The sequence below is a fragment of the Paenibacillus sp. Y5S-9 genome, assembly GCF_036894235.1.
Taxonomy (GTDB): Bacteria; Bacillota; Bacilli; order Paenibacillales; family Paenibacillaceae; genus Paenibacillus.
Map to the genome: position 1 here is coordinate 2266066 of NZ_CP145887.1, position 14903 is coordinate 2280968.

Genomic DNA, 14903 nt, shown 5'->3' on the forward strand with positions numbered 1-14903 from the left:
AAGCTGTTCCCTAAAAACAGGGGACAGCTTCTTTTATGTTTTATACCTCTTGTGAGGATCTGGCCAGAACCTCATTTGTATACGTTTCTCCCCAATCTCGCATGCTGAAGATGATCGGCCGTAATGTTTCACCAAAAGGTGTGAGGGAATACTCCACTTTAGGTGGGATCTGGGGGTATATTTCACGATGAACAATTCCACTGCCTTCCAACTCTCGAAGTTGCAGTGTGAGCATACGCTGGGTGATGCCTGGAAACAATTTTCGGAGCTCGTTAAATCTCAAAGGACCAGAGAATAAATGATACAAAATGGCACCTTTCCATTTGCCTCCGATTACACTAAGGGTAACTTCCACGGAACAGCCGTATGGCGTGGGACATGGCTTGGTTGCGTCCTTTTTCATTATAAGTGCACCTCCACTTTACGGTGATTTCTATAGTATCCATTTGGGTGGTTACATTACATAAAGTACGTATAGTTCATGAAAGAGCATATCACTTATTATGCAGATTATAAACCCTAATTCTAGGCTCAGGCAGATGCGATGATGTCTATAAGAAAAAAAGAGCCCCGGTTTCGTCTTGCGAAACATTGAGGCTCCATGTGATGAATTTTGTACATTATATCAGGGCTTCGAGGGAATATGCACCGGCTCCAGCGAGAGCAACACCAAGTAAAGATCCGATCATCACAAGGTTATATTCGAATCCTCCGTTCAGATTCCATAGACCTTTATCGGCATGCACCTTGGCTATGGCTACAATCATCGGAAGAATGAGCAGAACGGCACCAACGATAATCCATAGACCGACTCCAAACAGGAATCCACCGATCAGTTCAGCAAGTCCAGCACACACTGCCAAGGCTCTAGCCGGTTTCAGGCCGATCGCTCCGAAGAATTCAGCCGTCCCTGATATACCCTCGCCTCCAAACCAGCCAAACAGTTTCTTACATGCATGTCCAATCATAATGAAACCAATCACGAGACGAATGATAAGTAGACCTGTGTCCAACATGAGATTAGTTCCTCTTCTCTGGATGTATAAAATATGATGATGAACGTATATACGCTACTTCAATGACGATAGAATGGAGTCACATAGAGCCATCGTTGCAATATTATCCTTGGCGCTGGAATATGGGACGGTCTGATTCTGGCAACACTTTATGAAGTGCACCATTTCACCAACAAACCCGCGTAGATAAAGGTCGCGATAAGCTCCTGACATGGGAGACCCGGAAGGTGTATATACGGTATCTTGTTCCTCGAGAGATTTCCAGGGAAGGCTGGTCGAGCTTCGGGATTGATGAACAGTAAGTGTGTTGATCTCTTCAGCTGACGCAAATCCGTTGTCAAAGGTGACGAGTACACTTTCACTCTCCCGTGACCAAGCACTCATGCCGGTAAAATAAGCACTGCCTACTACGTTATTCTCAAATACAAGGGAAATGCTTTGATTAATGTGTTCCCCATCTTTCACGGCTGTGCCTGTAACTCGTATTGCTTCTCCGAATAAGTAACGCATCAGATCGACCATATGAATGGCAGCGAGCTTCATGAATTGTTCCTCATCCTTGCAAAATGGTGTACTGTCTACAGCGAATTTCATTTGGAATGAACGCACTTTACCTAGCGAATTACTATCAATGAGTTCCTTGAGCTTCATATATACCGGAGCATAACGTTTCATAAAACCGACCATGACAACGACGCCAGCCTGCTCGGCAGCTTCTGCTACAGTGGCGGCTTCGGCTGCGTTCCATCCGAGCGGCTTATCCACGTATACATTCTTGCCAGCCCGAATACATTCGAGAACAAGAGCGGTCTGATCTATAGGCTGGGCGACCACAACGACTCCGTCACAAGTCTCCTGCTGTAACATAAGCCCAGCGTTATCATACGCTTTTCCGTTGCTGCCAAATCGCAGCAGAGCTGCTTCAGAGCGTTCCATACTGCGAGTAGCAATGGCCTGGATCTGCGCTCCGGCTTCAATAACAGAAGGGTAAATATTCGTGGATGCATGAAACCCGGCACCGATAAAGCACAGATTGGTTTTTTCCAAAGTGGATCTCTCCTTCATTTTTGCATTCTTATGGATGGTACATTTGTTTAATACTACGATAGGGTGTTTGAAGTTGAGAAAAAAGGACATATGTCCTATTCTTGATTTGAATAAAAAAAGTTGCATTTTTATTTTGGAGCATGTATACTCTGAATTACGGTAAAACAAGGAATTGCTTCACCGGAACGCTTTTCATCGATGGATGAGGAGATACATATTATGCGGTCGTGGCGGAATTGGCAGACGCGCACGGTTCAGGTCCGTGTGGGCTAACCCCCCGTGGAGGTTCGAGTCCTCTCGACCGCATCTAACAAAAAAGGTTCGTGAGTTGCTCTAGGGCAATTCACGAACCTTTTTTTATTTTGTGGATCATTTGTGTGGAGCCTACATTTTGCTACTGGCATGCTTGCTAATGCTAATGTTGCCGCTGGCGCAGAATGACTGCCGTGATGATCCCGGCAATGGCTCCTGCAATACCGAATAGCGTAACACTGGCAACCACTTCAACCGACTGGAGACGAAACAAAAAAGCGATACCACTGCCGAAAGTGGTTCCAGCGAGAAATCCGAGCGAAATTCCTAATTCTTTCGTTAATTTCATTGTTTCACCTACTTGGAAATGTGAGATATGGATTTGCAAATATTGGGTACAGGCAGTAAAGTGTGATCAGGAAAATCATCACATTTTATTTCCTTTTTTATCTTGTGGTTTTAACCCGTTAATTATGCATGATATCTCATATGGGAGGGTAAGAGCGAATGAATATGAACGAACGAATTGCAGCATGGAATGAGGAAGCACAGCAGTGTGCTTGCGGTCATCAACACCGGGTTGTGGATATGCTGATTCATCTGGAAGCTGGGGCCATTCAGAGGTTACCGGGTTATTTGTCTGAGCAAGGATATCGTCAGGTGACGGTTGTTTATGATCGACATACGTTTCAGGCGGCCGGATCTGATGTGCTGAGTAGTATTCGCGAAGCGGGAAAGCATGCGGATGAGATCGCTCTACCGGAGAATCTGACGGGTGATATCATTGCGGACGAAGCAGCTATTGTACAGGTTATGTTGGGTGTGAGACTCGAAAGTCAGGCTGTAATTGCGGTGGGTTCAGGTACCATTCATGATCTGGTGAGATTTGTTTGTTCCAAAATGAACAAGCCCTTTTTGTCGATCCCTACAGCGGCTTCAGTGGATGGGTTTACCTCTGCGGGTGCGCCCTTAATTGTAAGCGGCGTCAAACAAACATTTCAGGCTGTTCCGCCGGAGGCTATCTTTGCCGATCTGGATATTCTGGAGCAAGCCCCACAAGTGATGACGGCTGCCGGATTCGGAGATATGCTTGGTAAATATACTTCGCTTGCAGACTGGATTGTTTCCCGTGAACTGGGCGGAGAACCGTTCTGTCCAGTTGCTTATCGGATGACAGAAGAAGCGCTGAATACCTGCATAGATCATGTACAAGCGATTGCGGAGGGGCGAGCAGAGGGAGTAGCTGTATTAATGGACGCATTAATTGTTTCCGGTATCTCTATGCTGATCATTGACCATTCCCGTCCGGCATCCGGAGGTGAGCATCATCTGTCCCACATCCTGGAGATGGATCTGATGCAAGCGGGAGAAAGACCGGTTCTGCATGGTGCCAAAGTTGGCGTAGCTTGTGCATTGCTTACGGTGAAATATAAAGAACTTGCACAGAGATCGGGTGAACCGGTGTTTGGGATATATGACCAATTGCCAGAGGCTTCTCAGCTCATCGTATGGTTGGAACAAGTAGGTGGACCTGTGACTACTGAGCAACTCGGTGTAACCCCGGAGATGATGGAACATGCATTCAACACAGCGCATACACTTCGTCCTCGATATACGGGGTTGAGATACATCAATGAAGTGTTAAACACAAGGTTAGGATGACCTTTTAGAGAGAATGGTCTCGATGAAATGCATAAACTTAGCTTGTAGCGGGCTGTGATGGCTCTCCTTGGGAGCAAAAGGCGAAAAAGGGTAGGTTATCTGACATTTCTGATGGAATAGCCAGAACAGTGCTTCAAGTCCGAGAGAGAAGGCATGCATTTTATTTTAAAAAAGGCTCTGACCTCCCTATGGGGAGACCAGAGCCTTTTGGCTGTTCGCTTATTTAGTTGTTGCGACGATCTTTCAAGATGACATCTGCGAACAAAATAGTTTTCGGGATACGGAAAAATTGCTCCGCTTGTTCCTGAAACGCAGCAGAAGGCAGTGTTCCCTGATGCAGCCATTTGCGGAAAGTGCCGGGATGAACCCCGATCCAGTGGCTGACATCTGTCACCGACAAATCATGGACCATACACAAGCCTGTCAAAATACGGTTACTCACCGGAGAACGGGTCACCGTACGCTTCATGAAGCGAGATGACTCGGGTTGACATATGACAGGGCTATTACGCACAACTTCTTCATTGAAGAGAATATGACGCGGGTAGCCGAGTAATTGGCAAGTCTTGTCCAAATTGGTACTGCCGGGTATCCGTCCTTCATATACCCACGCACTGACACTGCGTGAAGAGATGGAGAGGTCTTCAGCAAGCTGGGACAATTTGATATCATTGGCCATCAGCACGGCAAGAAGAACCCGATTGCGGATTTGACAGCGTGTCGGTTTTCGGAATCGTTTAACACGGACGCCTTTTCCCAAGTATTTACGGTTGATCAGAGACCACGCCTGGATGGAATGTTGTTCTGGTTGATTAGGCATATTTCCTCCGATTTTTTTTAACCAAATACTACAATAAACAACGGGGTACTTTCAAGTGCCGGGTTTACCGGTTACAAATGCGTCAATGCGTCAATTCACGATAAAGAGGGAACTACGAACTAGACCATGCGCAATTCACATCCTAGTATATTCCTAGATTACAATGTTTCACTAAAAATGAGGGGAGAAATTGAACCGGAATAAAAATAATATAGTTCTAATTACTTATTATTAGGTCTAAAGAACTTTTATCTGTTTTTTGTTGATATGATGCGGTTTATTTCCCTGAATTCCCCAAAAGCATGTGATTTTCGTTCTCCTGTTGCGAAGAGGATGTGCACAAATCTGAAATGATAAATCCGCATGTTCAGCATGACATGTGACCTGTCAAATCTCTTACTTTTACATATATTGTATGATACTCAAGTGTAAGGGAGAGGTGAGGGACGTGAATCTATCTGTGAATACCTTTGCTGCCATCTCGGGAGCATTTGTTACGTTTGCTTTTGGCGGATGGGATCAGTTACTTAGCCTGCTCGCGGTCGCGATGGCTGTGGATTATATAACAGGTTTGGCAGCGGCGGTAAGAACAGGTACCGGGTTGAATAGCAACATTGGATTTTGGGGGATTGCTCGCAAAGGGCTCATGCTGACCGTTGTTTTGCTTGCTCATCGAATTGATCTGATCATGGGAACCGATTTTATCAAAGGCGGAGCTATTTATTTCTATCTGGTGAATGAACTCATTTCGATAACCGAGAATTATGCCAAAATCGGTCTTCCATTGCCTGCAAAGCTCAGACAGGCCATTGCAGTGTTGAAGAAACAGGAAGATCAGGAGTATCTGATGAATCGTGAATGGGCCAAACCGCAGCAAACTCCAGACAACATTAAGCAGCAGGCTGAAACAGGACAAACTTTGCAGGATGACTCAGCAAAACAGACGGAGGATGGATCTCAAAAGAAATCCGAATCGAAAGGAAACGGTTCGGATTAATTTTTCTTATCAAGAGAACGTTTCCAAGTATCCTTTCGTAATAGAGAACGTTATGATATATTTTGGATACATGAAAATTCATTCATTTCTACTATTATATTAAATGAGGTGCTTGCCCAGATGATAAAACATATTGTCCTGTTCAAAATGAAAGATCGCTCAGCAGAAAGTATTGAAGCTGCAGCCCAGGTGCTTCGCAATCTGGAAGGTAAAATTGATGTCCTAGTTTCACTTGAAATCGGGATTGATGTGCTTCGCTCGGAGAGATCGTTCGACATTTCACTCACGGCGGAGTTTGCGTCACTGGAGGATCTCCAGGCGTATCAGGTACACCCGCTTCATCAGGAAGTTATCAAGTACATGAACGAAGTCAGAGAACAGTCAATTGCAGTGGACTACGAAATCTGATCTGTCATTCAAACTACGTTGAGATAAAGGGGACTCTGCATGAGCGATTTAAGAGACGTTATGGAATTTCTATATATTTTTGTTGTGTTTCTAATCGCTTGTCCTGTGATGATATTCTGGCTTAAGCGAAGAGGGAAACGGAACCGATAACTCACTGAACGGGAAGTGAACGAATGTATTATGTGAACAGAGAACAGATTGCCCGCCGGCTTGCTGCTGTACCGGAAGTAGCTGAAGGGCTTCGCGGGGCAGCAGAGGCTTGGGATGGCAGTCTCATGCTGGGGATGGTACAGGAACGTTGTCTTCACCTGGCGATCGAGATTGTTACCGATGTGGGAAGTTATCTGATAGACGGCTTCATCATGAGAGATGCGAGCAGTTATGATGATATTATTCAGATTAATTATGAAGAAAAGGTTTTTGATCATTCGACCTATGAGATATTGCGTCAGCTTGTCACGTTACGCAAGCCACTGGTGCAGGATTATTACAGTTGGGAGCGGTCTGAGCTTCATCCGCTTAGCGTAGAGTTGCCGACTATACTTGAACATTTTACTACTCAGGTTAGCGCCTACGTGGAAACAGAACTTGGTCCTTTCAATGCGGCACAGACTGAGGGACAGCGTAAGGAATGAGGGAAATCGCATGAAAAATGAATCAAAAGAATTCAATGAAGTAAATACTGAAAGTAACGAAACGAATGAAACACCTTCCGGATTCCATCCGGTGTATATGGTTGAACTCTTGTTCCGGGAACGTCCAGAGGTAGATCGCCTGCGTTTGCAGGAAGCGATGATTCGTCATACAGGACAAGTCCGACTGGATGTGAAACAAGAGAGCGGAGGGCAAAAGCATGAGATGCTCGTCTTCTATCATCTGGACCATAAGGTATCCTTTCAGGAAGGGGATATCCCTGCTCAGACCTGCATGCTTCCTGTGAATGAAATCGCAGATCGTGCACGTTTTGGCGGGGCTCTGCAACAAGCATGGCATTGGCCGGAAGTGGGACAAGTTGTAGAAGCTTCGCGGTACTCCATCCGGATACATGATATGTTCACGGCTGCCATGCCTCGTAAACAGCGCCTGGAGCTGTTTCAGAAGACTGTACTGGCAATCATGGAGAGTCTGACCTGTGATGCGCTGTATTGGTATGGCAGTGATAAGCTGGTTGAACCGGAAGCATATACACAAGCTCAGGAACGTGAGGAACATCTGTATGCAGCCATGAACGTTCGAATGTATCAAGCCGGAGGTACAGAGGAACAGCGCGGGTTGGTCATGGATACCGTGGGATTGTCTGCACTGGGTGTACCTGATGTCCAGTGTCACTTCGTCGGTCTTGATCCAGATACGGTGGCTCAGACCTTACTGGGTGCAGCGTATTACATATTTGATCAGGGGGATGTTCTGCAAGATGGACAGACGCTGGGTTCTTCAGGTGGACGTCGCTGGCGTTGTGAACATCAGGCGGCATTGATTGCACCTGGACGATATGTTATTGATTTGGACCCGGGGGATGAGCATGCCGTGGCTGATCTCGAGCCGGCTCGTCAGAACTGAGTTTAAGCCAAGTCATTTGCATCCATTCAAAAAGGGCGTTCAGATTATTTTTAACATCTGGAGTGTCAAGTCAAGCCTGTGCTGCTTATAATGCATCAACAGAGTAGGCATTCGCCCGGATGGCTGAGCGACAGACCGTTGCTTCTGATCCGGTACTTAAACAATAGTTAAGGGAGAGATGTGACGTGAAGGATTCTAACAAAAGTTTGTTGTGGGGAGCTCTTATTGGCTCCGTGGTTGGTTCAGTAACGGCATTATTGCTGGCGCCGAAATCGGGACGTGAACTTCGTCAGGATATTTCAGAAGGTGCTCGTCAGGTATCGGAGAAAGGTCAGGAACTGGCTGGTATCGTGGGAGAACAAAGTTCGCAGATCGTATCCAAAGTTAAAGAGACCGCAGATGTCGTGATTCAGGATATTCAATCCTGGCGCAATTGCGCTGAAGGGAAAGAAATTCGCATATCGGCAGCCATTGTTGATAACGATATCGATAAAGCAGTGGATGAACCCGGAATTGACATCGTTGCGAAGCTTCCTGCGGATGAGTCCAAGGACGACAACTAAGTAAAAGCTTGATAAGCAGGCTTTCCTCTAATTAGAGGAGAGCCTGCTTTGTTGCGTGTCCACACATAGATGACGTAGCGCGTGGATTTAATTTGAACCCTGCGATGAAATCGGGTAAGATGTAGGTACCTTTTTGCCGGAATGTTCATACGGTAGGAAGAAAGCTCTGAGAAACAATCGTTATGAGAACCAATTCAATGAAGAAGGAAGCGGTGTGTTCGTGCAGCAAGCAATCGCTATATTAGACTCCGGTGTGGGGGGATTGACCGTCGCCAAGGAAGTGATGCGTCAGCTCCCGCGGGAAAAGATCATTTATTTTGGGGATACTGCCCGGACACCGTACGGACCCCGTTCGTCCGAACAAGTAAAACAATTTACGGAACAAATCGTTGATTTCTTGATCCAATTCGATCCGAAGGTTATCGTTATCGCCTGTAACACAGCAACAGCAGCCGCGTTGGAGTATATCCGTGCCAAGGTGAATATGCCTGTCATTGGTGTTATACATCCGGGTGCGCGGGCCGCAATCACAGCGACACGTACAGGACGTATTGGTGTGATTGGTACCACGGGTACAATAGGTAGTGGGGCGTATACATCGGCACTCAAGCAGTTGTCCCCCTATATTGATGTGGTTAGTCAGGCTTGTCCGGCGCTGGTGCCGTTGGTGGAACAAGGTGAATTTCGTTCCGAGCACACGACACATACGGTGGAACAATCATTGGGCGAGATCAAACAACAGCCAATCGATTGTCTTATTCTGGGTTGTACGCATTATCCCTTTCTCATGGACACGATTCAGGAAGTTATGGGACAGGAAGTGAAGTTAATCAGTTCAGCAGATGAAACGGCACGTGAAATCAGTACGATTTTATATGATAAACGAAAGCTAGCCAGTGGGGATGAGACTCCGGTACATCAATTTTTCTGTACGGGGGACCCGCGAATGTTCCAGAATATCACCCGTCGATGGTTGGGGGAGCAGATCTCCAAGACCCCTGTTGTCTGGCAGGTTACGCAATTATCATAGTTATACTCAAAATATGCATGGATAAGACTTTTAATTAATGTATTTTGGTTATGGACTATCCCGGAACTGTGAAGTTTCGGGATTTTTTGTTGTCATTATGCATTAACCGAAGATAAACATGATTCATGTCACATGACGGACAACCCGACCTGCATACATATGTTACAGACACGAGATTGGTCAGAACTGGACAGGGGACCTGTCTTTTCCTGTGGAAAGGAGAACAACATGGATCTGCAGTGGATTATCGTTCAGCGGGGAGATACGTTGCCGCGAATTGCGTCAGCACACCATATGACCAAAGAGTTCCTTGCTGCACTGAACCCGGAAGTGGCTTCCCAGCCATACTTGCTGGCAGGTCAGATGCTGCGTATTGTCCCCGGGACAGGTCGCAGATACGCTGTACCGCCTGGAGAAAGTGTAGGGGAGATTGCAGGGAGATTTGGTCTGGATGAAGAGGTGTTGCGCCAGGCCAATCCCGAAATTACCAACATAACCGACTGGGTTGGTCGCTGTATTCATATTCCGGCTTCGAATGGAAAAACTATTGTAAAGATTCAGGGAGAGTATGGTTATCGAGAATTAATCAGGGATATAGACAAGCTGGAGAATCGATACCCGTTTATTGAGACGGGGTCCATTGGAACAAGTGTCATGGGGAAGTCGCTTCCTTATTTGCGTATTGGGCAAGGGTCGAGACATATCCATGTTAATGCTTCCGTTCATGCGAATGAGTGGTTGACAACAGCAGTTCTGATGAAGTTTATTGAAGAGTATGCCGAGGCGTATAGTACACATGGGGCATGGCATCAATACCAGACAGAACGCTGGATGCAAGAGACGACACTCTGGGCAGTTCCGATGGTTAATCCGGACGGGGTCGAACTGGTTCAGGAAGGTGTGGTCAATCAGCACCCCCATGCACAGCAGTTGTTAGCCTGGAATGCCGACAGATCACATTTCACCCATTGGAAGGCCAACATCAGAGGGGTGGATCTGAATGATCAATTTCCAGCCCATTGGGATGAAGAGGCAGCGAGAAGAGGTATGACCTCACCTGGCCCCAGGGATTATGCAGGGATAGCCCCATTGACAGAACCGGAGGCACAGGCCCTTGCGCAGTGGACGCAGCAACATACATTTGATGTGGTTGTATCCCTGCATAGTCAGGGCCAGGAGATCTATTGGAACTACCGTGATCTGGAACCCAGGGAGAGTGGACCGCTGTCGCGTAGACTCGCCAAAGCTTCCGGGTACAAGGCGGTGAAGCTCGGTGGCAGTGATGCCGGATACAAGGACTGGTTTATTCAAGATTTCGGTAGACCGGGCTTCACGGTAGAAGTTGGATTGGGTGTTAATCCGCTTCCTGTAGAACAGTTTGATGATATCTGTATAGAAGTGGGAATGTTGCTGGCTGAACTGTTATCCAATGGACAATGAGGCAAGACCCCGAATTATGAAGGTGTGAAACTTAACAGCAGATCATTCGTATAACAGGAACGGACGCCATGAGCGACGTTCCGTTTTTATTATTTTTTATAATGGCATGTTACGTCATTCGTTCTGGATGGTTTTCGAACGGGTAATGATGGATATGCCGTTTCGGCGACATATATAATGTTACGGAGGGATTCGAAATGAAGTGGAGAAGACTGCTATCGTTCAAACGATGGACACAAGTTTTCAAAAGGCTCCCCCGGCTGCTCCGGGCTCCGCAGATTCCTTTGGGAGAAAAGCTGTTGTTTATTATTCCGGCGCTGTTGTACTGGGTACTTCCTGACGTAATGCCGTTTATGCCCATTGATGATATCGGGGTCACTTTGATTCTAATGAATTGGTTTGTGAGCCGGGCAGAACGTAAATATCCTGTGCTTCAGGAGGGGACACCTTCTTAATTTGCGACCTAATGGATCATTTTAACATTGAATTCGCATCAATGTTATTGCGAAGAGCGGTAACTTTCTTTACAATAGATGCTGTAGTTTAAGAATGCTGAAATTGTTGAACCCAGCAATTACAATATAGGAGATGAAGAGAATGAACTGCAAAATTACGCGTAATGCTGCTAAAGTATTGAAGCTTGAATTGGACAAGCCGGAGAACGAAGGAAAAAAACTGCGCGTTGTCATCACTCATGCACATGGTGACCATGCTCACTACGGGCTTGATCTCGACACACCAAAAGAAAATGATACGGTTGTATCTACGGATAAAGAGATTGATGTCATTCTTGCGAATGATCAGCCTTTGTTGAACGGTGTTAAAATTGACTACCTCTACTTCCCGGAAGAGGGATTTGTTATTACGAATCCGTCCCAAGGTAATCACGGCGACCACTAAGGGCGCGAAGAAGGGGAAATCATGGCTAACGATATCCGTGTATGCGAAAAGTGTAATCATGTCCGACTGAAATCGATTGTACCCAAGTTGCAAAAAATGGCTCCAGACACGGAGATCAAGATTGGGTGCAAATCCTATTGCGGTCCTTGCGCGAAACGTGCGTTTGTCTTTATCAACGGTCGGTACATCAGTGCACCGACAGAAGAAGAAGTGCTCGCCAAAGTCGCAAAGTTCGTGAAGTAACAGGATATAACAAGGTGAGTGGACGAAAAGTTCAAACATCCGCAAAGGAGGGGCGATGTGCCTCTCCTTTTTTGCGTTTGGATAATAGTGAGTGGCTGCTTCAAAATGCGGCATTCTCTATCATTTCAGTAATTTGGAAGGTATCTTCTCGAATTTCAATGGCAATCACGGTATTATCCTTTTTTAGAAAATGTACATGTCCCAGTCGTTTTTCCTCCAATTCGATCCAACCTGCATCCGCTAACTTCTGAAAATAATCCATTGGCGGGTATAGTCCTTGTTCACCCCCAATATGTTTCAGTTCATACTTAGCCCCTTTTTCAAGGTTGGGATCATCCGAATAAGTTATGTTTTCAATAAGCTTTGCATTAGTTGGAACAGGAATGTCTGGGTTCATGGATGACCCTGTATATCCTTCTATCTCATATGTTGCTGGAGCGCAGCCTTGCACCCAAATGAGGAAGGGCAACATGCAGAGTGTCAATATTATTTTCTTCAAATGAATTCCTCCTGATTCGGCATGATTATCTAATAAACGTAGCCAAATCAACTAAAGTTACGATAAAAACACAAAAGAAGAATAAGGAAGGCTTGTGTTATCCATCCTAAAGGGGTAACAGGAACATGATAATCCCAAGGAGGAATACTCATGCCGAAGCGTTATGATTCCAGTTTGCAAGCAGATACCACCGTATCTCAGGCGCAAAATGCGGTGAACAAGCTTCATTATGCTGTATCTCAGGCCCTGTCACACCCGACAGCACAAACCATTGTTCAGGCGGAACGTCGTCTGGCACATACGGAGCAGGCGATGCGTCAAGCAGAGCTTTCGCTCGGAGGACAAGGCGTTGAGTTGGCAGAAGAGATGTTCATCGAGGAGAAGAGAAGATTGAATTCCATCCAGAGTCAGCACGGTCAAGGGAATTTATAACGTTCCTGTCACGACAGAACCCGCAGAGCAGCAAAGCTTTGCGGGTTTTTCTTATCCTTTTGCAATGACTCCCGATGCATGGGTCTGCTTCGACAACGTGTCGAATGGTCGCTTAAAATTCTGTGAGAAGGTTAATAGAACAAGAGCAGGCAAAATTCCATACGGGAGGTACAGAATGACAAAACATATTACAGATTGTACGATTCTGAACAACGGAGTAACGATGCCATGGCTAGGATTTGGAACATATAAAGCAAAAGGTAAGGAAGTACAACAGGCGGTTGAGACCGCTTTGGAGGTTGGATATCGGAGTATTGATACCGCGTCCATCTATGGCAATGAAGAAGAAGTGGGACAAGCTATTGCAAGCAGTGGTGTTGCCCGTAACGAACTGTTTGTGACGACCAAGCTTTGGAATGAGGATCAGGGATTTGATTCAACGTTGAGAGCATTTGAAGCCAGTCAGAAGGCGCTTGGACTGAATGTGATTGATCTTTACTTAATTCACTGGCCTGGCAGAGACCAGTATAAGGAGACGTGGAGAGCATTCGAACGTCTATATAGCGAAGGAAGTATCCGTGCGATTGGTGTGAGTAACTTTCAAGTACATCATTTGCAAGATATCATAGATGAGGGCGGAACGGTGCCTGCGGTAAATCAGGTAGAGCTGCATCCGGGTCTGATCCAGCAGGAACTTCAGGATTTCTGCGGGGCGCAGGGAATTCAACTGGAGGCTTGGAGCCCGATCATGAAAGGCAAGCTGAACCAAGAGTCCACCCTCAAAGCGCTGGCCCAGAAATATGGGAAAACGCCAGCACAGATTATTCTGCGTTGGGACATTCAGAATCAGATTGTGACGATTCCGAAGTCGGTTACCCCGGAGCGTATTCGTGAGAATGCGGACATCTTTGACTTTGAATTGACACCGGATGAGTTGAGACAGATTGATGCGCTGGATTCAGATAAGCGGACCGGTCCACATCCGGATCAACTGTTCTGGGATTAAGTGGGTGGCGCTAATTGAATATAGTGTTTGATGAACTACTTGTGTTTGTTCCGGCTCCGGATCGTTCTTTCGATCGCTGTTGTCTACAAATTTTTTTGATTCCTCTTTTCAGAGGATAAAATTTGGAGACAAAGGCGAACGCTTCGCTTCTTCAGAATCGATTCCGTCCCCTCCACAGTAACTGTTCATCAAACACAAATATATACAATGAGCTAGAGTCGTGTGTAGCATATAAAAAAAGCAGCAGGATCGGGGGATATCCCCTGATCCTGCTGCTTTTTGTGTGTGAAGTGGCTTAATTTTTTTTCGGGACTTCGCATCCGTCATCTGTGCAAACTCCGCTGCCGTCTGTTTCTGTTGTGTTGGATTCAACCATGGTGAATGGGGAACGCTCGTCCCATGCTTTCTGAATGGCGTCCAGGAATACCTCGTCCGGTTGAGCGCCAGATACGGCGAATTTGCGGTCGAATACAAAGAACGGTACACCGCGGATGCCGAGTTGCTCGCCTTCTGCTTGGTCAGCGCGGACATTGTCGGTGAATTGGTCACTGGACAGCACTGCCGTAGCTGCCTCTCGATCCAAGCCGACTTCCTCTGCTAACTGAGCCAACACTTCAGGGTCGCCGGAGTGTTTACCTTCGATAAAGACAGCTTGGAATATCCGTTCACTCAGTTCAAGCGCTTTGCCTTGTGTATCTGCCCAGTGTGTCAAGCGGTGAGCTGAGAAGGAGTTCGTAGGAATCATGGCATCAATATTGTATTCCAGTCCTGCCGTGCGAGCATTGGCATTCATCTGGGCATTCATACCTTTGGCCTGTTCCACGCTCATATTATATTTGGCAGCCAGATATTCCGAATTGGTTTTGCCTGGGTTCAATGCAGCGTTTGGATCAAGCTCGAAGCTTTTGAATTGCAGTTTCACTTCATCACGGTGTGGAAACTGTTGTAGTACATTCTCCAGGCGGCGTTTGCCGATATAACAGAATGGGCACAGAAAATCAGACCATATCTCAATATTCATTATGTGA

19 protein-coding genes, 1 tRNA gene and 1 pseudogene are annotated in these 14903 nt (G+C 46.3%); 14 read left to right on the forward strand and 7 right to left on the reverse strand.

Translation table 11 applies throughout. From position 1 onward, the window contains the following. Positions 1–40: 40 nt before the first annotated feature. The 3 genes from V6669_RS10115 to V6669_RS10125 form a co-directional block, all read right to left on the reverse strand. Positions 41–403, reverse strand: coding sequence for a helix-turn-helix domain-containing protein (locus tag V6669_RS10115; RefSeq protein WP_338593483.1), 363 nt, complete (start codon positions 401–403; stop codon positions 41–43). A gap of 217 nt (positions 404–620) precedes the next feature. Next, on the reverse strand, positions 621–1016 hold the full coding sequence (locus V6669_RS10120) for a DoxX family protein (RefSeq protein WP_338593485.1): 396 nt from the start codon (positions 1014–1016) through the stop codon (positions 621–623). Positions 1017–1070: 54 nt separating this feature from the next. Continuing rightward, a complete protein-coding gene (locus V6669_RS10125) occupies positions 1071–2063 on the reverse strand; it encodes a Gfo/Idh/MocA family oxidoreductase (RefSeq protein WP_338593488.1) in 993 nt (330 codons plus the stop codon). Positions 2064–2284: 221 nt separating this feature from the next. Between V6669_RS10125 and V6669_RS10130 the strand changes: the two genes are divergently transcribed. Continuing rightward, positions 2285–2369 (forward strand) — tRNA-Leu (locus V6669_RS10130). A gap of 109 nt (positions 2370–2478) precedes the next feature. Here the strand turns inward: V6669_RS10130 and V6669_RS10135 are convergent. Beyond that, entirely contained in the window at positions 2479–2664 is a 186-nt protein-coding gene (locus V6669_RS10135) for a hypothetical protein (protein WP_036609735.1), read from the reverse strand. Between the two features lie 158 nt (positions 2665–2822). On the opposite strand from V6669_RS10135, the gene V6669_RS10140 reads away from it, so the two are divergent. Then, positions 2823–3977: a sn-glycerol-1-phosphate dehydrogenase gene (locus V6669_RS10140; protein WP_338593493.1), complete on the forward strand. Its 1155-nt coding sequence runs from the start codon at positions 2823–2825 to the stop codon at positions 3975–3977. A 223-nt stretch (positions 3978–4200) separates the two neighbouring features. On the opposite strand, the gene V6669_RS10145 is transcribed toward V6669_RS10140, so the two are convergent. Further along, a complete protein-coding gene (locus tag V6669_RS10145; RefSeq protein ID WP_017689431.1) occupies positions 4201–4797 on the reverse strand; it encodes a helix-turn-helix transcriptional regulator in 597 nt (198 codons plus the stop codon). A 448-nt stretch (positions 4798–5245) separates the two neighbouring features. On the opposite strand from V6669_RS10145, the pseudogene V6669_RS10150 reads away from it, so the two are divergent. From V6669_RS10150 to V6669_RS10195, 10 genes and pseudogenes are all read left to right on the forward strand, one after another. Continuing rightward, positions 5246–5629, forward strand: a pseudogene (locus V6669_RS10150) (phage holin family protein); the annotation flags it as partial. 285 nt (positions 5630–5914) lie between these two features. Further along, positions 5915–6202: a Dabb family protein gene (locus V6669_RS10155; protein WP_017689429.1), complete on the forward strand. Its 288-nt coding sequence runs from the start codon at positions 5915–5917 to the stop codon at positions 6200–6202. A 173-nt stretch (positions 6203–6375) separates the two neighbouring features. Continuing rightward, positions 6376–6837: a HepT-like ribonuclease domain-containing protein gene (locus V6669_RS10160; protein ID WP_338593497.1), complete on the forward strand. Its 462-nt coding sequence runs from the start codon at positions 6376–6378 to the stop codon at positions 6835–6837. A 10-nt stretch (positions 6838–6847) separates the two neighbouring features. Next, entirely contained in the window at positions 6848–7762 is a 915-nt protein-coding gene (locus V6669_RS10165; RefSeq protein WP_338593500.1) for a DUF4261 domain-containing protein, read from the forward strand. 185 nt (positions 7763–7947) lie between these two features. Then, the gene (locus tag V6669_RS10170) at positions 7948–8325 is read left to right on the forward strand and encodes a YtxH domain-containing protein (protein ID WP_338593502.1); all 378 of its coding nucleotides are present in this window, start codon (positions 7948–7950) and stop codon (positions 8323–8325) included. A 220-nt stretch (positions 8326–8545) separates the two neighbouring features. Then, positions 8546–9355 carry a glutamate racemase gene (racE, locus tag V6669_RS10175; RefSeq protein ID WP_036610949.1) on the forward strand — a complete coding sequence of 270 codons (810 nt, stop codon included), beginning with the start codon at positions 8546–8548 and terminating at the stop codon, positions 9353–9355. A 234-nt stretch (positions 9356–9589) separates the two neighbouring features. Further along, a complete protein-coding gene (locus tag V6669_RS10180) occupies positions 9590–10795 on the forward strand; it encodes a M14 family metallopeptidase (RefSeq protein ID WP_338594892.1) in 1206 nt (401 codons plus the stop codon). Between the two features lie 197 nt (positions 10796–10992). After that, a complete protein-coding gene (locus V6669_RS10185) occupies positions 10993–11250 on the forward strand; it encodes a hypothetical protein (RefSeq protein WP_036670081.1) in 258 nt (85 codons plus the stop codon). 142 nt (positions 11251–11392) lie between these two features. After that, the gene (locus tag V6669_RS10190) at positions 11393–11695 is read left to right on the forward strand and encodes a heme biosynthesis protein HemY (RefSeq protein ID WP_036670085.1); all 303 of its coding nucleotides are present in this window, start codon (positions 11393–11395) and stop codon (positions 11693–11695) included. A 21-nt stretch (positions 11696–11716) separates the two neighbouring features. After that, complete coding sequence (locus tag V6669_RS10195) at positions 11717–11938, forward strand: DUF1450 domain-containing protein (RefSeq protein WP_017689421.1); 222 nt, start codon at positions 11717–11719, stop codon at positions 11936–11938. Positions 11939–12038: 100 nt separating this feature from the next. On the opposite strand, the gene V6669_RS10200 is transcribed toward V6669_RS10195, so the two are convergent. Then, a complete protein-coding gene (locus V6669_RS10200) occupies positions 12039–12437 on the reverse strand; it encodes a hypothetical protein (protein ID WP_338593507.1) in 399 nt (132 codons plus the stop codon). A gap of 150 nt (positions 12438–12587) precedes the next feature. Here V6669_RS10200 and V6669_RS10205 point away from each other — a divergent pair, with 150 nt between their 5' ends. Together V6669_RS10205 and V6669_RS10210 are read left to right on the forward strand one after the other, a co-directional pair. Continuing rightward, positions 12588–12869, forward strand: coding sequence for a hypothetical protein (locus V6669_RS10205; protein ID WP_091017568.1), 282 nt, complete (start codon positions 12588–12590; stop codon positions 12867–12869). Positions 12870–13044: 175 nt separating this feature from the next. Further along, positions 13045–13875, forward strand: a complete 831-nt coding sequence (locus V6669_RS10210) for an aldo/keto reductase (RefSeq protein ID WP_036670089.1) — start codon at positions 13045–13047, stop codon at positions 13873–13875. Between the two features lie 295 nt (positions 13876–14170). On the opposite strand, the gene V6669_RS10215 is transcribed toward V6669_RS10210, so the two are convergent. Then, positions 14171–14896, reverse strand: coding sequence for a DsbA family oxidoreductase (locus V6669_RS10215; RefSeq protein WP_338593513.1), 726 nt, complete (start codon positions 14894–14896; stop codon positions 14171–14173). Positions 14897–14903: the final 7 nt, after the last annotated feature.